Consider the following 24792-nt stretch of genomic DNA (forward strand, 5'->3'; position numbering starts at 1 on the left):
GCTACGTTAGTAACAGCCTCCGGCTGGTCAAAACAGGCGAGGAAGCGGACTGGGCTCGCACGCGAGTGTACTGTTGTACATGAGCATTACTCGTTTCACTCGCCCCTTCGGGGTCACGCTGAAGCGCGTTAGCCACAAGTGGCTTTCCGAGCTTGTTTTTAACGCAGCAGGGCCGACGCGCAGCAGATCGTAGACAGACCCTCAGTCGAGCTTGAAACGCGCCGTGTTCTGCGCCAGCACCTGACTACCTTGGCGCAGCTGTTCAGCGGCGTTGCTCACCGCCTGCGCGCCCTCAAGCAAGGCACTGGCGGCTTGGTCGACCTGCTGGATATTGCCGCTGACTTCATCGGCAGTGGCAGCCTGCTGCTCGGCGGCGGTGGCGATCTGCGCCAGTCGATCAGTAACCAGTTGTACCGACTCGACGATGGCATTCAGGTCCTCGCCCATGGCCAACACGCTGCCGACATCACCTTCAGCCTGGCGCACGGCGTCTTCCATTTGGGTCACCGACTGGCCGACCACGCGGTGCAGGTTGGCCACGGTTTCGGCGATTTCCGCCGTGGAGTTCTGCGTTCGCTGCGAAAGGCTACGCACCTCATCGGCGACCACGGCAAAACCGCGACCTTGATCACCGGCACGCGCGGCTTCAATGGCGGCGTTGAGCGCCAGCAAATTGGTCTGTTCGGCGATGCCCTTGATCACATCCACCACTCGGGTGATCTGCTCGGTCTGCGTGCGCAATTGCTGCAAGGTAGTGGCGCTGTCGCCGAGGCGACTGCTGAGCTGGCGCATGCTCTCGCTGGTGCGCGCGCTGCGCTGGTTGCTCTGATTGGCGATTTCGCGGGTCTGGCTGGCTTCCACCGCAGCCTGCTCGCAGCTTTGCGCCACGCTTTGCGCGGTGGCGGCCATTTCAGTGGCGGAAGCGGCAATCTGGCTCATCTGCGCTTGCTGCTGCTCCACCGACTCCAGGGCATTACGCGCCTCGCCGTTGAGCATCTGCACAGTGCCGCCCAGTTGCTGGCTCTGCTGATTAACGCCCTGCATGGAGTCGCGCAACTGGCCAACTGCAGTATTCAGAGCCATGGCGATGCTGGCCAGATCATCCTCGCCGTGCACGTGCATGCGCACACGCAGGTCACCATCACGCAGGCCTTCGGCGGCCTGGATAATTCCGGCAGTACTTCGACGGATCGAGGCATTCAGGCAAAACAGCACATACAGCGCCAGCAGGGTGAGCAGGCTGAACACCCCAATCGCTTCGATCATCGCGGTCAGAGCCTTCTGCCGGTAATAGCCGAGGCTAGCGGCAAACTGTTGGTATAACGCCGCCTGTAGGCCAAGCAACTGCCCCTGAAGGACATCGGTACGCTGCACGAACTGCTCCGGAGTCAGAGCCATCGGGCTGGCCTCGAACATGTCGCGATCGATGCCCGCAAGGAAGGCCTCGTAGCCCTGCAGCGCCTCATCATAGGGCCCTTGCAGCTGGCGCATGGCGCGCGGAGCTTCGAGACCAAGGGTCGATTGCGCCTTGAGCAGCTGGCTGCGCGACTCATCCAGGCTGCGCCGCAGGTCACGAATCAGTACCCGACTCTGCAAGGTGAAATGTTGCGACACCACCGCGCCATGCCCCTGACTGACAAAGCTGCCCAATTGTTCAAGCAACCGCGGCAAGGTGTAGGTCAGCTGCTCCATCATCAGGTAGGTGTCGAGCTGCGGGTCGAGGATCAGACCACTGTCGGTAGCCACCTGCTCACGTAGGGCAAGCAAGCCCAGAAGGTTCTTTTGGTAACGTTCAAGGGCGTCGGGCAGTGCCAGCTTACCCAGCACGTCGATACTCAGCTCTGCCTGCCCGGCGCTGAGATTCTGTAAATGCTGGCGGGCCTGGTCGCTGAACAAATCAGATTGGAGAGGCTGCTGCAACGCCTGCAAGGCCGGTTCTAGGTCAGCTGCACGTGCACGCAATAATGCTTCGGCAGCTTTCTCCGTGCCTTTCCAGCGCGATAGCAATGTGCGCTGCTCAATCAACGTTTGCTGCACGCCGGCCATGCCCTGCAGGGCACTGATGCCTTCCAGTTCATGGTCGATGGAATTGAGTCGTTCCAGGTAATTGCTGCTGATTACCCACAATGAAAACCCCAACGGCAAGGCAAACAGAACAAACACCAACTGAAACTTGCGCGCGAAGCTGAAACGTTCCAGCAGCCGCACACCCGGCTTGAGTACTCCAGTCATACACACCTCAACCTGTTGAGCGCGCCAACTTCAGGGGCGCGCCAAAGCAAAACTTTAAGCAAGAAGCACGCCCAAGCAGCGCGCCTGCGGGCATTCATGGGTAATAAGCATAGTTGAGTGACCGGGCCACGACCCGTTACCCGCTCGACAAGTGAGCCATGGTGTCAGAAGAGCTACCTAGAGATGCCGCTCCAGAGCTCCTCGACATTGCGAAAGCCCCACTCCTCAGCGGACTCACGGCCGACAATCTTGTCGCGACCGACCAGCTTGCTGAGGTCAAGGGTTTCCTGTGGGATTGGGGTTTTCGACCGGGACGAAAAGAACACCTTCACCTTAGGTGCGAGCAGGGATTTGGCCTGCTGCTCCATCACCACGCCGATGCGCCCACTCTCCAAGCGCACCAGTGAACCCACCGGGTAAATGCCCACCGTTTTGACAAAGGCCTGGAACACCACAGGGTCGAAATGGCCCTTCCACTCGGCCATCTTGCGGATCGACTCAGCCGGATCCCATCCCTCTTTGTAAGGCCGATTGGAGGTGATCGCGTCATACACATCGCACACCGCGCCCATGCGCGCGTAAAGACTGATCTGCTCACCAGCCAGGCGATGCGGGTAGCCGCTGCCATCAACCTTTTCATGGTGGTGCAGGCAGACGTCCAACACCAAAGCACTGACCTGCTTGCTTTCGATCAGCATGCGCGAACCGGCTTCGGGATGGTCACGGACGGTGGCGAATTCGCTATCAGTGAGCTTGCCCGGCTTGTTGAGCACCTCATTGGGAATCGCCATCTTGCCGATATCGTGCAGCAATCCAGCCAGCCCTGCCTCGCGCACTTGACCCTCGTTCAGGCCCAGATTACGTGCCAGGGCAATCATCAGCGCGCAAACCGCCACCGAATGCATGTAGGTGTATTCATCGGCATTCTTCAGCCGCGCCAGGGCTGATTAGCGCATTCGGATGGCGCATGATCGAATCGGAAATTTCCTCAACCAACTCACCTGCCTGCTCGAACTGCAACGCCTGGCCCATGCGCGCATCACCAAACATGCTGACCACTGCAGCCTTGGAGCGCTCGCAGAGTTTGACCGCACGCTGCATCTCATCTTCCATCGACACCGCAAGGCTGACCGGCGGGCTCTGCACCGCAGCCAACAGCGCAGCCTCGGCTTCGGCGGCGACTTCCTCAGGGCTGACACTCACAGTGCCAACCTCGACATCCAGCCCCTTGCTGACATCAATCCACAGTTCGCCGATGCTACTGGCCTTGATTCGCTGCAAGTCTTTTTCGGACTTGAGCAAAAACTTGGACTTCCAGAACGGGTGGTCCATCCATGCGCCACAGAACTCGTGAACATACATACCGACGCGTACGTCAGTCACAGCAATACACTTCAACATGGATTGCACTCAGACGAGAAAGTAACCCGGCTATTGTCGGACAAGCATAGATGAACAATAGCCAGCATTAGGCTGACTTGAAACAACTAATGGCCATTGGACATCAATTGCAACTCAGCGGCTTGGAAGCCTTGGCACGACTGCTTATCATTGCCGCTAAAGCGCGCCATCAGGAGTTGCCATGCGCCGTCTGTTGACCGGTCTTAGCGTCATTATTCTGTTGTTACTCAATACGCTGATACTGATCGGCCCCTTGCTGCTGATCGCTCTAGGCAAATTCGTACTGCCCGGCAAAGCACTGAAAACGGCCAGCTCACGCGGGGTGATGTGGGTCGCGGAAACCTGGGCGGAGATAAATAAACTGATCTTCGCCAGCCTGCTCCCGGTGCAATGGGACATTCGCGGCAGCGCCGACCTGCGCCAGAGCACCTCCTACCTGGTGATCAGCAATCATCAGTCATGGGTCGATATCCCTGCCCTGGTGCAGGCGTTCAATCGCAAGACGCCCTATTTCAAGTTCTTCCTCAAGCAGGAATTGATCTGGGTGCCCTTTCTTGGCGTGGCTTTCTGGGCGCTGGATTACCCCTTTATGAAGCGCTATTCCAAGGCGTTTCTGGCCAAGCATCCGGCACTCAAGGGCCAGGATCTGGAAATAACCAAGCGCGCCTGCGAGAAGTTCAAAGACCTGCCGGTAACGGTGGTCAACTACCTCGAAGGCACCCGCTGCACCCCTGCCAAACAGACGCAGCAAGGCTCGCCCTATCAGTATCTGCTCAAGCCGAAAGCCGGCGGCGTGGCCTTTGTACTGGCGGCGCTGGGCGAACAGCTGGACACCGTGCTGGATGTGACGGTGGTCTATCCGGGCACGCGCACTCCCGGTTTCTGGGATTTGATCAGTGGTCAGGTGGACAAGGTGATTGTCGATATCCAGACCCGCGACCTCGACCCAGCGCTGTGGCAGGGCGATTACGAGAACGACCCGGTATTCCGCCAGTTTGTGCAGTACTGGGTGACGAAACTGTGGGAAGACAAGGATGCGCGGATTGCCGCCATTCGCGCCGAACAGCGCGCCTGACCCAATAACGCAGCAGGCCACTATTGCGGCAGCTCGCGGCGAATCATCCAGTGCTCCGGCGGTGGCATCAGGCGACTGATATCAAATTGCGCCAGGCTGCCCTGGTCGAGCATCTCGATCAGCGGGCTTACCCGCTGCGCATGCGAGCGCCCTTCCAGCGCGCGCACCGCCAGGTCTACCGCGATACGCGCCTGCAACACCGGGGAATCGGTGGGCGCAGCGACAATAAAGCCATCACGAATCTGCTCGACAATCCGCTCGGTGGTGTAGGTAGCCAGCACCTGCGCCCGGTAGTTCTGCCCGGAGGTCTGCACCAATTGCGCAGCAAAACCGGCGGCTTCAGCGTTGCCCAGCAGGAAGTCGAGGTGCGGATGCTGCCTGAGCAGTTCGCGCACCAGTTGCGCCTGGCTGGCGCGATCCACCGGGGCATAGCCGCCGTGTTGCACGGTCAGCGGCTTGACCTGTTCGGCTTGGCGCAGCGCCCTTTCCGAATCCAGCACCCACCCTGCACCCTGTGGCCCAGGCAGCCACCCCAGACTGAAAGCCCCCGAGGGCCGATGATTATCGATATACGCCAGGGCGGCGCCGGTCATATCAGCAAAGTCCACGCTGGAGCTGGCACTCAACCCCGGACAGTCGATACCGTTGACCAGATCGATAACCGGTTTGCCCTGTTCGACCAGTTGGGCAATTGCCGTACAGAGACCTTGGGCATCGATCGCTGCAATCACATAGGCATCGGCATTGCGTTGCTGACAGTTTTGCAACTGCTGCGCTTGCACCTGCGGGTTTTCATAGCCGCGAGCCTCATAGATGCCCAGTCGCACGCCTTGACGCGTCGCCTCTTCATCCAGCCCCCAGGCTACGCCCCACCAATAGCGATCTTTGCCGTGCGGCAACAAGGCGCATATACGCCAGGGTTTGGCTGCATTCGGTAAGGGTTGGTACTGCTGCGACACGCCATCAGCCAGGACGTCCACGGGGTACCAGTCAGTGGCCAACGCCTGGCCACTCATGCAAATCCAGCACAGGGTGAGATAGATCGCCCGCATAAATTCCTGCCATGGAAAGTAAGCACTGAACAGCCGCGCTGTGTACTTACTTTAGCCACTTTTCAGGTTCTATCGACGGAGCGAACAGAAGCCGGACACGCCTCGGCCTGATACCCATGCGTGCCAATACGGGCGGGCAGATTAACGCCCCGCCCGTATACCTGAGGCAGGTCAGCCAGCGCTGAACATTTTGTGCGGGTCGATGACGAATTTCTTCGGCACGCCGGCATCGAACTCACCGTAGCCACGCGGGGCATCGTCCAGGCTGATGACCTGCACGCCAACCACTTCGGCGATATTGATGCGGTCCCACATGATGGCCTGCATCAGCTGGCGGTTGTACTTCATCACCGGTGTCTGACCGGTATGGAAGCTGTGCGACTTAGCCCAGCCGAGGCCAAAGCGAATGCTTAGTGCGCCCTTCTTCGCCGCGGCATCCACCGCGCCCGGGTCTTCGGTGACGTAAAGGCCTGGAATACCGATCTTGCCGGCAACCCGCACCACCCCCATCAGCGAATTGAGCACGGTAGCCGGCGCTTCATGCTGCACCCCTTCGTGACCATGACCACGCGCCTCGAAGCCTACTGCGTCGATTGCGCAATCCACTTCCGGCTCACCCAGCAGCGCGGCAATCTGTTCGTGCAACGGGGTGTCCAGCGACAGGTCGGCAATCTCGAAACCCTGAGACTTGGCATGCACCAGACGCACCGGATTGACGTCACCAACAATCACCACCGCCGCACCCAGCAAGCGCGCAGAGGCCGCAGCGGCCAAGCCAACTGGGCCAGCACCGGCGATATAAACAGTGCTACCCGGACCTACGCCAGCCGTTACAGCACCGTGGTAACCGGTCGGCAGAATGTCGGACAGGCAGGTCAGGTCGAGGATTTTCTCCATGGCCCGATCGCGATTCGGCAGCTTCAGCAGGTTGAAGTCAGCGTAAGGCACCATGGCGTACTCGGCCTGGCCTCCGGTCCAGTCACCCATGTCGACGTAACCGTAGGCACCGCCAGGACGCGCCGGGTTGACCGACAGGCAGACGCCGGTGTGTTGCTCCTTGCAGCTGCGGCAACGGCCACACGCCACGTTGAACGGCACCGAGACCAAATCGCCGATTTTAAGGTTCTCGACGTCGCTGCCCTTCTCGATCACCTCGCCAGTGATTTCATGGCCCAGCACCAAGCCGGTTTGCGCCGTGGTGCGACCGCGCACCATGTGCTGATCAGAACCACAGATATTGGTGGACACCACTTTTAGGATGACCCCGTGCTCGATCTTCTTGCCGCGCGGATCCTGCATTTTCGGATAGTCGATTTTCTGCACTTCGACCTTGCCAGCGCCGAGGTAGACGACGCCACGATTACCAGACATAGGTGTTCTCCTTTGTTGTTGTGAGTACAAAGGCGCAGCCAGCGGCCACGCGGCCTTGCACGGGAGCGTTTAAGTCTGTTGCGAGGGAGAGACCGCTAAGGGCAGTGCGGTACTGCCTCTCCGGTTGTAGCCCGGCTGCGTTTAAACACCGGATCGAGTTGATGGGTATCGCTGTGCTCAACCCATCCTACGGATCATGCGTGCAGCACCACCGTGCGGCTGGCGTTGAGAAACACCCGCCGTTCAAGGTGGTAACCAATGGCCTTGGCCAGGGTTTGGCACTCGATATCACGGCCCTTGGCGATCAGGTCTTCTGGGTAATGAGCGTGGTCTACCGACTCCACGCCTTGAGCAATGATCGGCCCCTCGTCGAGGTCGTTGTTGATGTAGTGGGCGGTGGCGCCGACCAGCTTGACGCCCTTTTCGTAGGCCTGGTGATAGGGCTTGGCACCCTTGAACCCGGGCAGCAGCGAGTGGTGAATATTGATCGCCCAGCCATCCAGCTTGCGGCACAACTCAGGCGAGAGCACCTGCATATAACGGGCGAGCACCACCAGCTCGGCACCGCTGTCTTCGATTACCTGTAGCACCTTGCGCTCCTGCGCCGGCTTGTCAGCCGGGTCGAGCGGGAAGTGGTAGTAAGGGATATCGTGCCAGCGTGCCAGCGGCTCCAGGTCAGGGTGATTGGACACCACGGCGACCACATCCATGGACAGGTGGCCAATGCGCTGGCGATAGAGCAGATCATTCAGGCAATGGTCGGCCTTGCTGACCATCAGCACCACCTTGGCCCGGTAGCCGGGCGGCGTCAGCTCAACCTGCATACCAAAGCTGGTCAGACGCTCATCAAGGCCGGCGCGAAAAGCCTGCTCATCAAAGTCGTCCGGCTGGCGAAATTCGACGCGGATAAAGAAGCGTGAAGACAGCCGGTCATCGAACGAATGGTGCTCGGTCACGTAACAGCGCTGCTCGAACAGAAAGCGTGTGACCGCATCCACCGTGCCGAGCACGCTCGGGCAGTGGGCGGTAAGAATCCAGGTATCGGGGGTGCGGCTCATAACAAACTCCGTTGCTGTTCAGCTTTCTCCCTCAGGAGATAGAGCTGTCCGAGAACGCCTGTAGGAGCGGCCTTGGCCGCGAAAGGCTTCGCGGACAAGTCCGCTCCTACAGAAGACGACTGTTGTGTCAGGCCTTGATCGCCAAGCCGAATTCGGCGCTGGCATCCTGCAGCCACAACCAGAAGTAATCGGAGAAACTGCGACGAACCAGCAGTTCCCAGGTGTCTTCAGCGGTATGGCGGATCACCAGCTGCGACTTGGCAAAGTTGGTTCCCACCGCCTTGCCCACCGGGAAGTTGCTCGGGTGCACGTCGTAGCTGGTGGATTTCATCAGCACTTCGCGCACCTTTGCCCCGCTCAGTTCCAGCAGGGTTTGCCCGCCGCTGACGTTAACGATCGAGATGTGCAGGCCATCCAGGGCCGCACGCAGCTTTTGCTCCACGGCAAACTCGGTGCCGCTCGGCACAATCAGCAGCCACTCATCTGGCGCCAGCCATTGCAACGAGGTCTCGCCATTAGCTACCAGGCCCAGTGCAGAGGGCAGCTCCAGGCCGAGCGCCTTGTGTACGCCACCGGCGAAGGCAGGGTCTTTGCCGTCGCCGCGCAGGGTCAGGTGACCGAGCAGCTTCTTCTCGCGCAGGGTGACGCCAGCCTTGGCAGCGCCCTTACCCGCCAACTGGTCGAGCCCCGCATGGAACAGCGGCGACTCGGCATGCGCAGCGTCTGGACGCTGCTGATAGACATTGATCAGGTTAGACATTCTGGCGATCCCCTTTCGGGTCATAGAACACGGAGCTGACGATTTCGGCTTCGATCACGCTGCCATCCACCAACGGCGCGAAGACTCGCTCGCCGATGCGCTTAAGGCCGCCTTTGACCAGGGCCATGGCAATTGAGTGGTTCAGCGCCGCACTGGCGTAGCTGGAAGTGACATGACCAACCATCTGCATCGGAATGGCTTGTTTAGGATCGAACACCAGCTGCGCGCCTTCCGGCAGCACCTTGTTCGGGTCGATGGGTTTCAGCCCGACCAACTGCTTGCGCTCTTCACGCACGCAGTCCTCACGATTCATGCCGCGCCAGCCGATCCAGGAGAACGGCTTGGTCCGGCCAACACACCAGCCCATGTTGAGGTCGTCCGGGGTCACCGAGCCATCAGTGTCCTGACCGACGATGATGAAACCCTTCTCGGCGCGCAGCACGTGCATGGTCTCGGTGCCATAAGGCGTCAGACCGTGCTTCTTGCCGGCTTCAATGATTTTCTCCCACACGCCCAGGGCGTAGTCGGCCTGCACGTTAACTTCGTAACTCAACTCGCCGGTGAAGGAGATACGGAACACCCGCGCCGGCACGCCGCCGACCAGGCCTTCCTTCCAGGTCATAAAGGGGAAGCCTTCCTTGTCCAGGTCGATATCCGTGACTTCAGCCAGCAGCTTGCGGCTGTTGGGGCCGGACAGGGTCATGGTCGCCCAGTGATCGGTGACTGAGGTGAAATACACCTTCAGCTCGGGCCACTCGGTCTGGTGGTAAATCTCCAGCCACTCCATCACCCGTGCTGCACCGCCGGTGGTGGTGGTCATCAGGAAGTGGTTGTCGGCTAGGCAGGCGGTTACGCCGTCGTCGAAGACCATGCCGTCTTCTTTACACATCAAGCCGTAGCGCGCCTTGCCCACATCCAGCTTGGTCCAGGCGTTGCTGTACACGCGGTTAAGGAACTCGCGGGCATCCGGGCCTTGAATGTCGATTTTGCCCAGGGTCGAAGCATCGAGAATGCCTACCGCATTGCGCACGGCCAGACACTCACGGGCCACCGCAGCGTGCAAATCTTCACCGGCTTTCGGGAAATACCACGGGCGCTTCCACTGGCCAACGTCCTCGAATTCGGCGCCGTTCTGCAAATGCCAAGCCTGCATCGCGGTGTAGCGCTTGGCCTCGAACAACTCGCCGCAATGACGGCCGGCCACGGCGCCGAAGGTCACTGGGGTGTAGTTCGGGCGGAACATGGTGGTGCCCATCTGCGGGATGCTGATGCCCAGCGAACGGGCGGCAATCGCCAGACCGTTGATGTTGCCCATCTTGCCCTGATCGGTACCAAAGCCCAGCGCGGTGTAGCGCTTGACGTGCTCGACCGACTCAAAGCCCTCACGCGTCGCCAGTTCGATACCGGCAGCGGTTACGTCATTCTGCAGATCAACAAACTGCTTGGGCGCACGCGCCGTCGGCTTGTCGTGCGGCACCTGGAACAGCGCCAGGGAAGGCTCCTCCACGCGCGGCGCAACATGCGGCAGGCTGGCGGACACCGCCGCGAAGCCGGCTTCGGCAGCGGCTGACACACCGGCCTCGAAGCCATCGGCCAGGGCATCACCCAAGCCGAATACGCCATTCACTGCACCGGCGCAGAAACGCTTCTGCAAACCATCACCGGGCACAAAAGCCAGGATGTCTTCACGCCAGGTCGGCTTACCGCCCAAATGCGAAGCCAGGTGCACCACCGGGCTGTAGCCGCCGGAGCTGACAATCAGGTCGCAATCAAGCACCTCACCGGGGCTGGTCACCTTGTGGCTCTGCACATCAATGGCGCAGATGCGCGCTGCAGTGACTCGTTTGCTGCCGGCGGCTTCAACCACCGCGCTGCCGGTGAGGATGCGTACGCCACGCTTGCGCGCTTCTTCCACCCAGCTGCCGCGTGGGTTGCTGCGCACATCGGCAACCGCCACCACCTGCAAGCCAGCGTCGAGCCAGTCGAGCACAACGCGGTAGGCGTAATCGTTGTTGGTCGACAGCACCAGTTGCTTACCCGGCGCCACGCCATAACGGCGCACGTAAGTGGATACTGCATCGGCGAGCATATTGCCCGGCACGTCGTTGTTGGCGTACACCAGTGGCCGCTCGTGGGCGCCGGTGGCCAGCACCACGCGCTTGGCACGCACGCGGTGCATGCGTTGGCGCACCATACCCATTGGCGCAATCTCGCCGATGTGATCGGTGAGGCGCTGGTGAATGGTGAGGAAGTTGTGGTCGTGGTAACCGTTGACCGTAGAGCGTGGCAGCAGCGTAACGTTAGACAGGCCCAACAGCTCGGCAATCACCTGCGCCGCCCAATCAGCCGCTGGCTTGTCGTCGAGGGTTTCACGGGTGCTGAGCAGGCTGCCGCCGAACTCTTCCTGCTCATCGGCAAGAATCACTCGCGCGCCACTACGTGCGGCAGCCAAGGCAGCGGCCAAACCTGCAGCACCGCCACCAACGACTAGCACGTCGCAATGCTGATTCATGTAGTCGTAGCTGTCCGGGTCAACCGCAGTCGGCGCGCGGCCTAAACCGGCTGCTTTACGAATGTACTTCTCGTAGGTCAGCCAGAGGTTCTGCGGGTACATAAAGGTTTTGTAGTAGAAGCCCGGCGGCATCATCTTGCCGCCAACCTTGCCGAGAATACCCATCAGGTCGGTGTTGACGCTCGGCCAGCCGTTGGTGCTGCTGGCAACCAGGCCGGCATACAGCGCCTGCTGGGTGGCGCGTACGTTGGGGATTTGCGCTGCTTCAGTGCTGCCGATCTGCAGCACCGCATTCGGCTCTTCCGCACCGGCAGCGACAATGCCGCGCGGCCGCGAGTACTTGAAGCTGCGGCCAACAATATCCACACCGTTGGCCAGCAAGGCAGCGGCCAGAGTGTCGCCGGCAAAGCCTTGGTAGCTCTGCCCATTAAAGCTGAATGTCAGCGGCTGGCTGCGATCGACGCGGCCGCCTGTAGCAAGACGATTGACCTGGCTCATGCCGTTACTCCTTGGTCGATGGCCTTTTTCTCGGCAGCACCCGCAGCGGTGACGCTGGGCTTTTCGCCAATCTTGTAGGTTTCGAGAATTTCGTAAGTCACCGTATGACGGGTGGCGTTGAAGTACTTGCGGCAGCCGGCGGAATGCACCCACAACTCGTGGTGGATGCCGCGCGGGTTATCGCGGAAGAACAGGTAATCGCCCCACTCGGCATCGGTGCAGGCTGCGGGGTCCAGCGGACGTGGAATGTGCGCCTGACCCTTGGCATGAAACTCCTCTTCGGAGCGCAGCTCGCCACAGTACGGGCAGAAAATATGCAGCATGATCGGTACCTCCAGGAAAGCATCCGTCCTCTCCCGCAGGAGAGGCGTCAAAATCAGTGCGCAACCCCGGCTGCGCCGTGCTCGTCGATCAGCGCGCCGTTGTGGAAGCGTTCAATGGAGAACGCCTTGGCCAGCGGATGCATCTCGCCCTTGGCCAAACTGGCGGCAAATACGTGACCCGAACCCGGCGTGGCCTTGAAACCACCCGTACCCCAACCGCAGTTGAAAAACAGGTTCGGTACCGGTGTTTTTGCGATGATCGGGCAGGCGTCTGGCGTGGTGTCGACGATGCCGCCCCACTGGCGGTTCATGCGTACCCGCGAGAGCACCGGAAACAGCTCGACGATGGCCTGCAGCGTGTGTTCGATGGTCGGATAAGAACCGCGCTGGCCGTAGCCGTTGTAGCCGTCGATACCCGCGCCGATCACCAGGTCGCCCTTATCCGACTGGCTGATATAGCCATGCACGGCGTTGGACATGATCACGCTATCGATAATCGGTTTGATCGGCTCGGACACCAGCGCCTGCAACGGGTGCGACTCCAGCGGCAGGCGAAAGCCAGCCAGCCCGGCCAGGTGTCCGGAGTTGCCCGCAGCGACCACACCAACACGCTTACCGCCGATAAAGCCCTTGTTGGTTTCCACACCGATGCATACGCCGTTTTCTTTGCGAAAGCCGATTACTTCGGTCTGCTGGATCAGGTCAACGCCCAAAGCATCGGCGGCGCGGGCATAACCCCAGGCCACCGCGTCATGACGGGCGACGCCACCGCGACGCTGCAAGGAGGCGCCCATCACCGGATAACGGGTGTTCTTGGTGCAGTCCATAAACGGCACCAGCTCCTCGACCTGCTTGGCATTCAGCACCTCGCCGTCGATGCCGTTGAGGCGGTTGGCGCTGACCCGGCGCTCGATGTCGCGCATGTCCTGCAGGGTGTGGCCGAGGTTGAACACGCCACGCTGGGAGAACATGACGTTGTAGTTGAGGTCCTGGGACAGCCCTTCCCACAGCTTCATCGCATGCTCGTAGAGGTGCGCCGACTCATCCCACAGGTAGTTGGAACGCACGATGGTGGTGTTGCGCGCCGTGTTACCGCCACCCAGCCAGCCCTTCTCGATCACCGCGACGTTTTTCACGCCGAACTCTTTCGCCAGGTAGTAAGCCGTGGCCAAGCCATGCCCGCCACCACCGACGATGACCACGTCGTACACCGGCTTGGGCGTCGGGTTGCGCCACATACGCTGCCAGTTCTCGTGGTGACTGAACGCGTGCTTGAACAGGCCGAAGCCGGAATAACGTTGCATGGGATGCTCCTGAAACGAAAGCTGGAAGCTTGTATCCAGACGCGACAACTAGCGCGCCTGGTCGATCAATACGCTTAGCGATAGACCGGATAGTCGGCGCACAGCCCAGCAGCCAAGACCGCCACCTGGGCTTCCACGTCCGCATCGCCGAGGTGATCGAGGATGTTGCAGATCCACCCTGCCAGCTCGATGCTCTGCGCTTCCTTGAGGCCGCGGGTGGTGATGGCCGGAGTACCGATACGCAGGCCCGAGGTGACAAACGGCGATTGCGGGTCATTCGGCACGGCGTTTTTGTTAACCGTGATGCCGGCGCGCCCCAAGGCCGCATCGGCATCTTTACCGGTCAGGCCCTGACGGATCAGGCTGACCAGGAACAGGTGGTTATCGGTGCCGCCAGAAACCACGTCATAGCCGCGCTCGATAAACACCTTGGCCATGGCTTGGGCGTTTTTGATCACCTGTTGCTGGTAAACCTTGAATTCAGGCTCCATCGCTTCCTTGAAGCACACGGCCTTGGCCGCGATCACGTGCATCAGCGGGCCACCCTGAGCACCGGGGAAGACCGCAGAGTTGAGCTTCTTCTCGATATCCGCATTGGCCTTGGCCAGGATCAGGCCGCCACGGGGGCCGCGCAGGGTCTTGTGGGTAGTGGTGGTGACCACATCAGCAAACGGAATTGGGTTGGGATACAGACCAGCGGCGACCAGGCCGGCAACGTGGGCCATATCGACAAACAGCAGCGCACCCACCTTGTCGGCAATGGCGCGGAACCGCGGGAAATCCAGAGTCTTCGAGTAGGCGGAAAAACCGGCGACAATCATCTTCGGCTGGCACTCAACGGCCAGGCGCTCAACCTCGTCGTAATCGATCAAGCCTGTCGCGGTGTCGATGCCGTACTGCACGGCGTTGTACAGCTTGCCCGAGGACGACACCTTGGCGCCGTGGGTCAGGTGGCCGCCGTGGGCCAGGCTCATGCCGAGGATGGTGTCACCGGCATTGATCAACGCCAGGTACACCGCGCTGTTGGCCGACGAACCCGAATGCGGCTGGACGTTGGCGTAATCGGCGCCGAACAGTGCCTTGGCGCGGTCGATGGCCAGCTGCTCAACCACATCGACATGCTCGCAACCGCCGTAATAACGCTTGCCCGGATAGCCTTCGGCGTACTTGTTGGTCAGGCCGCTGCCCTGGGCTTCCATCACCCGCTGGCTGGTGTAGTTTTCCGAGGCGATCAGCTCGATATGGTGCTCCTGACGGCTTTCCTCGGCGTTGATCGCGTTGAGCAACTCGTCGTCGTAGCCTTGAATCTGGTCATGCTTGCTGAACATCGCTGATCTCCTGCGGCACCGGGATGTGGCGCATCTGTGTCGGAACGGGCTGTGCCCTTGTGAGCCGATGGTATGACTGGCCCTGATCAGTCAGATGCCTAGGCACGCCACGGGAGATTGCGTTTGCGACATGCACAGGTCGCAAATGCATAACTGGTCGGCCGGCTCTGCTCGGGGTTCGCCTGTGCGCCCGAGGATGTCGCCTCGGCATCTGTAAAATCAGGTGACCGCAGATACAGTAAAGACATCCCAGACAGCTCAACCCGACGGTTCTAAACAAGGAGCGCCACATGCCCGATCTCTCGCAGCAGTTCGCCAGCGACAACTACTCAGGCATCTGCCCCGAGGCCTGGGCCGCCATGGCTGAGGCCAATCAGGGCCACCAACGCGCCTACGGCGATGACGAGTGGACGGCACGCGCCGCCGACCACTTCCGTCGCCTGTTTGAAACCGATTGCGAGGTGTTCTTCGCCTTCAACGGCACGGCGGCCAACTCCCTGGCACTGGCCGCGCTGTGCCAGAGCTACCACAGTGTGATCTGCTCGGAGACCGCCCACGTTGAAACCGACGAATGCGGCGCGCCGGAATTTTTCTCCAATGGTTCCAAGCTGCTGCTAGCCAAAACCGAGAACGGCAAGCTGACCCCCGAAGCGATCCGCGAGCTCGCGCTCAAGCGCCAGGACATCCACTTCCCGAAACCCCGCGTAGTCACTATCACCCAAGCCACTGAAGTCGGCACGGCCTATAGCCCCGAGGAAGTCAGGGCGATCAGCGCGGTATGCCGCGAATTGGGCCTGCACCTGCACATGGACGGCGCGCGCTTTTCCAACGCCTGCGCCTTTCTCGGTTGCAGCCCGGCCGAGCTGACCTGGAAGGCCGGCGTCGATGTGTTGTGCTTTGGTGGCACCAAGAACGGCATGGCCGTGGGTGAGGCGATCCTGTTCTTCAACAAGGACCTGGCCGAAGACTTCGACTACCGCTGCAAGCAGGCCGGCCAGCTGGCCTCGAAGATGCGCTACCTGTCAGCGCCCTGGGTCGGCATCTTGCAGAACGATGTGTGGCTGAAATATGCCCAGCACGCCAATCACTGCGCGAACTTGCTCGCCAGGCTGGTTAGCGATATTCCTGGGGTCAGCCTGATGTTCCCGGTTGAGGCTAACGGCGTGTTTTTGCAGATGTCGGAACCTGCTCTGGAAGTTCTGCGCGGCCAGGGTTGGCGCTTCTACACCTTTATCGGCGCCGGTGGCGCACGCTTTATGTGCTCGTGGGACACCGACGAAGCACGCGTGCGCCAGCTGGCTGCGGATATTCGTCAGGCGATGACGGCAACGAACTAGAACCTGCTCAAGGGCTCGCGAGCTAGAGCCATGCAAGGCGCTACGTTAGTAACAGCCTCCGGCTGGTCAAAGCGGCGAGGAAGCGGAGTGTACTTTTGTACATGAGCATTACTCGTCTCACTCGCCCCTTCGGGGTCGCGCTGAAGCGCGTTAGCCGCAAGCGGCTCCGAGCCTGCTTTTAACGCAGCAGGGCCGACGCGCAGCAGACCTTGAGGTGGTTCTAGCGTGGCACCAGCGCCGGTAGCAACGTGCGCGAGATAGCCTCGCGCACGTTCGGCAGCAAGGTTGCACTCCCTCCGAGCAACTCTTCCACCAACCGTCGCAGCGCCACTGCCCGCTCTGGGCTGAGGCCGCTAACGGCATGCTCGCAAGCCTGCTCCGCCGTCACTCCTGACGGGATCGACAGGCCCAGCGCTACCAGGCGTTCGCGTAGATCTTCATGATCGATCAGGTCGGCGTGCATCATGGTCAATTCCTCCGGTGGTGGAACGTTAGCGCCGGCTCTTAGCGCAACACGCCTTCGTCCAATAACAACTTGAAGATAGCCTCGGCGCCAATCTCTGGCGAGACATCCTTGAGTACCTGTCCGCCACCGCCGGACGCTTTGGCGGTCGCAGCCTTCATCCGCTCGGCTCCGGTCTTGGCCTTGATCACTTTGAGCCGCTTGGGTCGTGGTTTAGCCGGTTGCAACTGCGCACTGGCAAACAGTGGATCAGCGACCCGCTCCACTTCTTCAGCACTCAACACGCCACGCCGGGCCGGACCGAACGCACTCTGTCGCGCGGTCGGTGCGGCGTTATCGACACTCGCGACAAACGGCAAACGCACCTGCAAGCGCCGACGCTGGCCACGCGGCAGCGCTTGCAGCACTTGGGCCACACCGTTTTCCACCTTTTCTACGGCAGCAAGCCCGACCACCAAAGGCCAGCCAAGCTGCTCGGCCAGCAGGTACGGCAGCATGCCGGAACCTTCGCCGGTTTCCGCCTGGCTGCCCGTCAGCACCAGCTGCGCGCTGGAGTCGGCCAGGTAATCGACCAGCACCGGCAACGCATCGCTGTGCGCCGGCTGTTCGAGAATTTTGATCTGATCAAGGCCCATGCCCAGGTAGGCACGCAGCGCCTCCTGCTGCGGATCGCCCGCATGCAACACCTGCAAACGCTCACCCGCCAGACGCAAACCCAGCTCGACCGCTCGAGCGTCCTGCTCGGCGCGGCGCGGACGACCGGAGGTTGGATGGGCGCCGACTGAGACCAGCGTAACTATCTGCAAATCAGTCATGGCACAGCTCCGTAGGGTGGAAAACACTTTTTTCTTCCACCATCGCGGTGTGGTTGGTGGATGAGTAAAGCGTCATCCACCCTACGAATTGGTTAGGCTGCATCACGTGCGCCTCCCTGCCGATAAGCGGCGACGCGCTCGATCAGCGCCTGCAAGATCGCAGCAGACTCGCCGATCACCGACAGATCGGCGCGTTTGATCATGTCGCAGGTCGGGTCGAGGTTGATCGCCACCACCTTGTCGCAGGCACCGATGCCTTGCAGGTGCTGGATCGCCCCGCTGATGCCCACCGCCACATACACCCGCGCGGTGACCCAGATACCGGACGCGCCGACCTGACGCTCGCGGCCCATAAAGCCATCGTCCACCGCGACGCGTGAGGCTCCTTCGGTCGCCCCCAGCGCGGCGGCCGTTTGATGAAACAACGCCCAATCCTTGACGCCGTTACCGCCGGAGAGAATAAATTCGGCCTCGGCCATGGGGATCTGCGCCGGATCGACTGCTACGGCACCCAAATCCTGAATACGTGGCAAGTGGCTGACCAGCGCTTCACTCAGCACCAGCGGCCGCACTTCATGACGGGTCTCGCTGACCGGCTCGGCACATTCCACCGCCGCCAGGATCAAGCGCGGCGCGGCCTGCACCAGGTCTTCCCGGCCGGCACCAGCACGCCCACTGGCCATGCCATCGGCCACCTGCCAGACCCGCGTGGCCGGACGCTCGCCCAGCTTGGCCGCCAGACGCCGACCCAGCTCACCGCCACCAGTGCGGCTGTCTGGCAGCAGCCAGTGACGCGGCGACAATTGCCGCTCCAGCGCGCCCAGCGCCAGCACCCGAGCTTCCGGCGAGTAACCGTCGTATCCCTCACCCCCGAACTGCAGCAAGCGGTCGACGCCATTGCAATCAAAGGCGCTCTCCTTGTGCTCACCGAAGACTACGGCCACAACCGCACCGTCATGACCGGCGAGCTTATGCGCCAGGCCCAGCAAGTCCTTGTCGTGAGCGCTGAGACGACCACCGACCATGTCCGGCACCACCACGATATGAAAGGCCGGTTGTTCAATCACATACAGCGGCAACTGCACCACGGCACTAGCCGTGCTGCGTTTCTGGCTGCCGCCCTGCTGAGTACCCGAGCGGTCTATGCGCTTGAGGCCGTTGGGGCCTATAAAACCGACAGCATGGGGATTCTTGCGGATGACCCCATTGGGGCCCAGCCAACTGACCTCTGCTGGCTGCAACGCAGCATGCAGTGGATGCAGGCGGTTACGGGCGATCCACTCAGCGCGCGGGTCACGGCGGATAATCTCGCTCATGGGTTCACCTCGGCGATATCACGCGGAGCCACGGTGGGCTTCTTGGCCTCGACAGCACCCTCGATCAATACATCAGCCACCAGCTCGGCAATGTCTTTGACCTCCGGCCGCTGGCCAACCACACCTTCGAGCATGGCCGTGCATTGCGGGCAACCGACGGCCACCAGCTCGGCGCCGGTCTCTTTGATGTCGCCCATGCGCATATCGGGAATACGCTGCTTGCCAGGGATATCAGTGATCGGCGCACCGCCGCCACCGCCGCAGCAACGCGAGCGAAATGCCGAGCGCTCCATCTCCCTGACCTCGATACCGATGGCCTTGAGCACCGCGCGCGGGGCTTCGTACTCACCGTTGTAGCGGCCCAAGTAGCACGGGTCGTGATAGGTAACCGAACCACCCTTGTGGGTGCCGAGGTTGAGTTTCTGGGCGCTGATCAACTCATCCATATAGGTGCTGTGGTGCAGCACCTGATAGTGGCCGCCCAGCTCGCCGTATTCGTTTATCAGCACATGGAAACTGTGCGGGTCGCAAGTGACGATGCGTTTGAACTGATACTTAGCCAGGGTGGCGATATTGCGTTTGGCCAGCAGCTGGAAGGTCGCCTCATCGCCTAAGCGGCGGGCCACGTCGCCACTGTCGCGCTCCTCCAGCCCGAGCACAGCGAAGTCGACCTTGGCCGCTTTCAGCACTTTGACGAACGCGCGCAAGGTGCGCTGGTTGCGCATATCGAAGGCACCGTCGCCGACCCAGAACAGCACGTCGACCTGCTGCTTTTCGCTCATCAGCGGCAGGTTCAAATCAGCTGCCCAGTTCAGTCGGCCACCGGGGTTGAAGCCGCCGGGGTTGTCGGTGGCGATCAGGTTATCCAGTACTTCAGCGCCCTTGTTTGGCGTGGCGCCTTTTTCAAGCGTGAGATGACGGCGCATATCGACGATGGCATCGACGTGCTCAATCATCATCGGGCATTCCTCAACGCAAGCACGGCAGGTGGTGCACGACCACAGCGTCTCGGCATCGACCAGGGCCTTGCCGCCCAGGTTGACGATAGGCAGGTGTGGGCCACCACTGTGTTCGCCGATGGCCTTTCCGGGGTAGGGACTGCCGGCGAACTTGGCATCAGTACCGCCGGCCAGGCCGACCACCATGTCCTGAATCAGCTTTTTCGGATTGAGCGGCTGGCCGGCGGCGAAGGCCGGACAGGCAGCCTCGCACTTGCCGCACTGCACGCAGGCATCAAAGCCGAGCAGTTGGTTCCAGGTGAAATCCGTAGGCTTTTCCACGCCCAGCGAGGCTTTCGGATCATCCAAATTCAGCGCCTTCAGCCCGGTCGAGCGACCACCGCCAAAGCGTTCGCTGCGGCGGTGCCAGGCCAGGTGCAACGCGCCGGCAAAGGCATGTTTCATCGGCCCGCCCCAGGTCATGCCGAAGAACAGTTCGGACACGCCCCAGGCCACGCCGACCGTCAGCAGCAGCGCCAGCACCCAGCCGCCAAAGTCCGCAGGCAGAATCCCGGCCACCGGCAAGGTGGCGATAAAGAAGCTCACCGCGAACATCAGCAGGCTTTTCGGCAGGCGCATCCACGGGCCTTTCGACAGACGCGACGGCGGATCAAGGCGGCGCTTGGCGACAAATAGCGCGCCGACAAACATCAATGCGGTTGCGCCCAACAAGGCGAAGCCGAGGATGCGACTCTGCAGGCCAAAACCATGCACCAGAATCGCCAGCACCGCCGCCAGGACAAAACCACCAGCCGTGGCCACGTGGGTGTTGGCGATATATTTATCGCGCGCGACCACATGGTGCAGGTCGACCATATAACGGCGCGGCATGGCCAGCAGGCCGCCCAGCCAATCAACCTGGCTCGGCCGACCACGCCGCCACATCAAAAAGCGCTTGCCTGCACCGATGACCGCAAGGGCCAGGGCGGCGAAGAGCAGCACGGGGAGAATGGTTTGCAGCATTCACATGCCCTCGTAGGGTGGGTTAGCCGAAGGCGTAGCCCACCATCGATGCGTCAGGCACAAACTTGGCCTGCCTGGTAATCCGACTGGTGGGTTACGCCGCTGCGCGGCTAACCCACCCTACGGGTTTCGTTAAAAATCCTTACACAAGCGCAGCGCGTCGTAGATCGCCGCGTGGGTGTTGCGCTGGGCCACGCAGTCACCGATACGGAACAGCAGGTAGCCGTCGCCGGTCTCGCTCAGGCAGGGCTGCGGCTTGATCGCGAACAGCGCCTCCACATCGACCTGGCCCTTGTTGCGCGAGCCTTCCTTGAGCGCGTAGTACAGGCGCTCATCCGGACGCACGCCGTTTTCCACCACCACCTGATCGACCACCCGCTCCTCTTTCGCACCGGTGTATTCGTTCTCCAGCACCGCCACCAGCTTGTCGCCTTCGCGGTAGACCTTTTCCAGCATCATGTCGCCGGTCATGATCACTTCTTTTGGGTACATGCTGCGGTAGTAGGTTGGGAAGCTGGTGCCGCCCATGGCCACACCCGGCTTGATGTCGTCGGTGACGATCTCCACTTTCGCGCCTTTGTCGGCGATAAAGTCGGCCACTGACATACCGCCGAATTCACAAATGGTGTCGTACACCAGCACGTTATTGCCCGGTGCAACCTTGCCATCGAGAACGTCCCAGCTGCTCACCACCAGGCCTTCAGCCGCGCCCCAGTGCTCGTTTTGCTCGATGAATGGGTGCCCGCCGTTGGCCAGCACGACGATGTCCGGACGCAGGTCGAGGATGCTCGCCTCATCAGCGCCGGTACCCAGGCGCAGGTCGATATTCAGGCGCGCCAGCTCCAGCTGGAACCAGCGGGTGATGCCGGCCATCTGGTCACGCTGCGGCGCTTTGGCGGCCAAGGTGATCTGCCCGCCGAGCTGGTCTTTCTTCTCGAACAGGGTCACATCGTGGCCGCGTTCAGCCGCCACACGCGCCGCTTCCATCCCGGCCGGGCCACCACCGACGATCACCACTTTGCGCTTGGGCCCAGTGGTTTTCTCGATGATGTGCGGCAAGCCCATGTATTCACGGCTGGTGGCCGCGTTCTGGATGCACAGTACATCCAGCCCTTGGTACTGGCGGTCGATGCAATAGTTGGCACCGACGCACTGCTTGATCTGATCGACCTGGCCCATCTTGATCTTGGCGATCAGGTGCGGGTCGGCGATATGTGCGCGAGTCATGCCGACCATGTCGACGTAGCCGCCTTCGAGAATGCGCGTGGCCTGGTTGGGGTCCTTAATGTTCTGTGCGTGCAGCACCGGCACCTTGACCACTTCCTTGATCCCGGCAGCCAGGTGCAGGAAGGGCTCAGGCGGGTAGCTCATGTTCGGGATGACGTTAGCCAGGGTGTTGTGGGTGTCGGCGCCAGAGCCAACCACGCCGATAAAGTCGATCAGGCCGGTGGCATCGTAATAAGCGGCGATCTGCTTCATGTCCTCGTGAGACAGGCCGTCCGGGTGGAACTCGTCACCGGAGATACGCAGGCCCACGCAAAAATCGGCACCGACCTCGGCGCGCACCGCCTTGATCACTTCCAGGCCAAACTTCATCCGGCCTTCAAAGGTGCCACCCCACTCGTCAGTACGCTTGTTGACGCGTGGCGACCAGAACTGGTCGATCATGTGCTGGTGCACGGCCGACAGCTCGACGCCGTCCAAGCCTCCGGCTTTGGCCCGGGCCGCTGCTTTGGCGAAGTCACCGATGACACGCCACATTTCCTCCGGCTCGATGGTCTTGCAGGTGGCGCGGTGCACCGGCTCACGGATGCCGGACGGCGACATCAGGGTTGGCCAGTCGAAACCATCCCAGCGCGAGCGACGGCCCATGTGGGTAATCTGAATCATGATCTTGGCGCCATGCTTGTGCATGGCATCCGCCAGGTTCTGGAAGTGCGGGATGATGCGGTCGGTCGACAGGTTCACCGAACTCCACCAGCCATGCGGGCTGTCGATGGAGACCACCGATGAGCCACCGCAGATCGCCAGGCCGACGCCACCCTTGGCCTTCTCTTCGTAATACTTAACGTAACGCTCAGTGGTCATGCCGCCATCGGTAGCCATAACCTCGGCATGGGCGGTGGACACAATGCGGTTACGAATAGTCAGCTTGCCGATTTGGATCGGCTGGAACATTGCTTCGAAGGCCATGGCGGCATCCTCATGAAACTAAGGCTTGTGGAGGGTCGTTAGCGACGACGCTGAAGCTATCGCGGCCAAAGCCCCTCCCACATACAGATGTTTTTAGAGTGGTTTGACCACAAACAGGCCATCGTCGTGGCCTTCTTCCGAACCGCCATAAACCTGTTCGGCCACGGTACGCACGGCACTGCCTTGGGCTTGGAGAATCTGGTCCATGGCACCGGCAAACCAGCCGGTAAACATGTAATCGACCTTGCGCCCGCACTTGCCATAGACGTAAACGAAGGCCGAATGCTTCAGCCGCACCGACGCGGTGCCAGCAGCCAGGTCAATGGCTTCAATCTCGAACAGCCCCCAGCCGCGCTGCGACAGGCGCTTCATGTAATGCTCGAACACCGCAACGCCCGACATGCCATGACACTCGGCTTCTTTCTCACACCAGTGCCAGGCGGACTTGTAGCCGGCCTTGTAGAGGATCTCGGCATAGGCCTCGGCGCCCAGCACATCCTCGATACCGATATGGTTGTTGACGAAGAAATGCCGCGGCACATAGAGCATCGGCAGCGCGTCGGTGGTCCAGACGCCGGTTTCGTCGTCGACCTGGATAGGCATTTCGGGTGCGTGGGTGGCCATGTGTTCAGTGCTCCAGAATTCGTTGTCTTGCGTATTTGAAAAGTGCCGATGGATGCCTGTGGAGCCGTAGCGAGCATGCCGAGAGCAAGGAGACCCACAGCGACAAGCGAGAGCAGTACGCATGTACGGCGAGCTTGTCGCGAGGACGCGACGCAGCTATCGGTGGGCGCAGTAGGCTCCAGAGGTATTCATCACTCGCCCCAGACGTCTGCCAGTACGCGCACCCAGTTCTCGCCCATGATCTTGCGCACCACGCGCTCGGAATGGCCGCGTTTGAGCAGGGTCTCGGTGAGGTTGGGGAACTCGCCCACGGTGCGGATGCCCAGCGGGTTGATGATCTTGCCGAAGCTGGTCAGGCGGCGGGCATAGCCCTTGTCGTGGGTCAGGTACTCGAAGAAATCCTGGCCGTGGCCTTGGGTGAAATCGGTGCCGATGCCGATGGCGTCTTCGCCAACGATGTTCATCACGTATTCGATGGCTTCGGCGTAATCGTCGATGGTCGAGTCGATGCCCTTGGCCAGGAACGGCGCAAACATGGTCACGCCGACAAAACCGCCGTGATCGGCGATAAATTTCAGCTCGGCGTCGGACTTGTTGCGCGGGTGTTCTTTCAGGCCCGACGGCAGGCAGTGGGAATAGGTGACCGGTTTTTTCGATTCGAGGATGACCTCTTCCGAGGTCTTGGAGCCAACGTGGGACAGGTCGCACATGATGCCGACGCGATTCATCTCGGCGACGATCTCACGGCCAAAACCCGACAGCCCGCCATCACGCTCGTAGCAGCCGGTACCGACCAGGTTCTGGGTGTTGTAGCACATCTGCACAATGCCCACGCCGAGCTGCTTGAACACCTCGACATAGCCGATCTGATCCTCAAACGCATGGGCGTTCTGGAAGCCGAAGAGAATGCCGGTCTTGCCCTGCTCCTTAGCCTTGCGGATGTCGGCAGTGGTGCGCACCGGCATCACCAGGTCGCTGTTCTCGCGGATCAGCTTCTGGCTGGCGGCGATGTTATTCACCGTGGCCTGGAAGCCTTCCCACACCGACACGGTGCAGTTGGCGGCAGTCAGGCCGCCTTTACGCATGTCTTCAAACAGTTCGCGGTTCCACTTGGCGATGATCAGCCCGTCAATAACGATGCTGTCGGCGTGCAATTCGGCTGGGCTCAT

General features: G+C 61.1%; 18 protein-coding genes and 1 pseudogene. 2 read left to right on the forward strand and 17 right to left on the reverse strand.

Features of this window, described 5'->3' with window-relative positions; all coding sequences use genetic code 11:
* Positions 1-201: 201 nt before the first annotated feature.
* Positions 202-2232, reverse strand: coding sequence for a methyl-accepting chemotaxis protein (locus tag ACIGEK_RS00590; RefSeq protein WP_397491474.1), 2031 nt, complete (start codon positions 2230-2232; stop codon positions 202-204).
* 173 nt (positions 2233-2405) lie between these two features.
* A pseudogene (locus ACIGEK_RS00595) lies at positions 2406-3633 on the reverse strand (HD-GYP domain-containing protein).
* Between the two features lie 181 nt (positions 3634-3814).
* Between ACIGEK_RS00595 and ACIGEK_RS00600 the strand changes: the two are divergent.
* Positions 3815-4708 (forward strand): acyltransferase, encoded by an 894-nt coding sequence (locus ACIGEK_RS00600; RefSeq protein WP_397491475.1) that lies wholly within the window; start codon positions 3815-3817, stop codon positions 4706-4708.
* 20 nt (positions 4709-4728) lie between these two features.
* On the opposite strand, the gene torT is transcribed toward ACIGEK_RS00600, so the two are convergent.
* The 8 genes from torT to glyA all read right to left on the reverse strand — a co-directional run bounded on the left by torT (position 4729) and on the right by glyA (position 14914).
* Positions 4729-5760 carry a TMAO reductase system periplasmic protein TorT gene (torT, locus tag ACIGEK_RS00605; RefSeq protein WP_397491476.1) on the reverse strand — a complete coding sequence of 344 codons (1032 nt, stop codon included), beginning with the start codon at positions 5758-5760 and terminating at the stop codon, positions 4729-4731.
* Between the two features lie 171 nt (positions 5761-5931).
* Positions 5932-7131, reverse strand: a complete 1200-nt coding sequence (fdhA, locus tag ACIGEK_RS00610; protein WP_397491477.1) for a formaldehyde dehydrogenase, glutathione-independent — start codon at positions 7129-7131, stop codon at positions 5932-5934.
* Between the two features lie 194 nt (positions 7132-7325).
* Positions 7326-8189 carry a formyltetrahydrofolate deformylase gene (purU, locus tag ACIGEK_RS00615; RefSeq protein ID WP_397491478.1) on the reverse strand — a complete coding sequence of 288 codons (864 nt, stop codon included), beginning with the start codon at positions 8187-8189 and terminating at the stop codon, positions 7326-7328.
* A gap of 127 nt (positions 8190-8316) precedes the next feature.
* On the reverse strand, positions 8317-8949 hold the full coding sequence (locus tag ACIGEK_RS00620; protein WP_397491479.1) for a sarcosine oxidase subunit gamma: 633 nt from the start codon (positions 8947-8949) through the stop codon (positions 8317-8319).
* Positions 8942-11959 (reverse strand): sarcosine oxidase subunit alpha, encoded by a 3018-nt coding sequence (locus tag ACIGEK_RS00625; RefSeq protein ID WP_397491480.1) that lies wholly within the window; start codon positions 11957-11959, stop codon positions 8942-8944. The genes ACIGEK_RS00620 and ACIGEK_RS00625 overlap by 8 nt, the downstream gene beginning before the upstream one ends.
* Complete coding sequence (locus ACIGEK_RS00630) at positions 11956-12282, reverse strand: sarcosine oxidase subunit delta (RefSeq protein WP_397491481.1); 327 nt, start codon at positions 12280-12282, stop codon at positions 11956-11958. Before ACIGEK_RS00630 ends, ACIGEK_RS00625 begins: the two co-directional genes overlap by 4 nt.
* A gap of 53 nt (positions 12283-12335) precedes the next feature.
* Positions 12336-13586 carry a sarcosine oxidase subunit beta family protein gene (locus ACIGEK_RS00635; protein ID WP_397491482.1) on the reverse strand — a complete coding sequence of 417 codons (1251 nt, stop codon included), beginning with the start codon at positions 13584-13586 and terminating at the stop codon, positions 12336-12338.
* Between the two features lie 74 nt (positions 13587-13660).
* Positions 13661-14914 carry a serine hydroxymethyltransferase gene (gene glyA, locus ACIGEK_RS00640; protein ID WP_397491483.1) on the reverse strand — a complete coding sequence of 418 codons (1254 nt, stop codon included), beginning with the start codon at positions 14912-14914 and terminating at the stop codon, positions 13661-13663.
* Positions 14915-15204: 290 nt separating this feature from the next.
* Here glyA and ACIGEK_RS00645 point away from each other — a divergent pair, with 290 nt between their 5' ends.
* Entirely contained in the window at positions 15205-16251 is a 1047-nt protein-coding gene (locus tag ACIGEK_RS00645) for a low specificity L-threonine aldolase (RefSeq protein ID WP_397491484.1), read from the forward strand.
* 220 nt (positions 16252-16471) lie between these two features.
* Here the strand turns inward: ACIGEK_RS00645 and ACIGEK_RS00650 are convergent, their stop codons facing one another.
* From ACIGEK_RS00650 to ACIGEK_RS00680, 7 genes are all read right to left on the reverse strand, one after another.
* Positions 16472-16717, reverse strand: a complete 246-nt coding sequence (locus ACIGEK_RS00650; RefSeq protein WP_304871234.1) for a hypothetical protein — start codon at positions 16715-16717, stop codon at positions 16472-16474.
* A 38-nt stretch (positions 16718-16755) separates the two neighbouring features.
* Positions 16756-17529 (reverse strand): electron transfer flavoprotein subunit beta, encoded by a 774-nt coding sequence (locus ACIGEK_RS00655; RefSeq protein ID WP_397491485.1) that lies wholly within the window; start codon positions 17527-17529, stop codon positions 16756-16758.
* A 92-nt stretch (positions 17530-17621) separates the two neighbouring features.
* On the reverse strand, positions 17622-18845 hold the full coding sequence (locus ACIGEK_RS00660) for an electron transfer flavoprotein subunit alpha/FixB family protein (protein WP_397491486.1): 1224 nt from the start codon (positions 18843-18845) through the stop codon (positions 17622-17624).
* The gene (dgcB, locus tag ACIGEK_RS00665) at positions 18842-20806 is read right to left on the reverse strand and encodes a dimethylglycine demethylation protein DgcB (RefSeq protein WP_397491487.1); all 1965 of its coding nucleotides are present in this window, start codon (positions 20804-20806) and stop codon (positions 18842-18844) included. The genes ACIGEK_RS00660 and dgcB overlap by 4 nt, the downstream gene beginning before the upstream one ends.
* A 132-nt stretch (positions 20807-20938) precedes the next feature.
* Positions 20939-22999 carry a dimethylglycine demethylation protein DgcA gene (dgcA, locus tag ACIGEK_RS00670; protein WP_397491488.1) on the reverse strand — a complete coding sequence of 687 codons (2061 nt, stop codon included), beginning with the start codon at positions 22997-22999 and terminating at the stop codon, positions 20939-20941.
* A 93-nt stretch (positions 23000-23092) separates the two neighbouring features.
* The gene (locus ACIGEK_RS00675; RefSeq protein ID WP_397491489.1) at positions 23093-23623 is read right to left on the reverse strand and encodes a DUF5943 domain-containing protein; all 531 of its coding nucleotides are present in this window, start codon (positions 23621-23623) and stop codon (positions 23093-23095) included.
* A 191-nt stretch (positions 23624-23814) separates the two neighbouring features.
* The gene (locus ACIGEK_RS00680; RefSeq protein WP_339525470.1) at positions 23815-24792 is read right to left on the reverse strand and encodes a dipeptidase; all 978 of its coding nucleotides are present in this window, start codon (positions 24790-24792) and stop codon (positions 23815-23817) included.

Source organism: Pseudomonas sp. NPDC079086 (assembly GCF_044542155.1).
In the GTDB taxonomy this organism is placed as follows: Bacteria; Pseudomonadota; Gammaproteobacteria; order Pseudomonadales; family Pseudomonadaceae; genus Aquipseudomonas.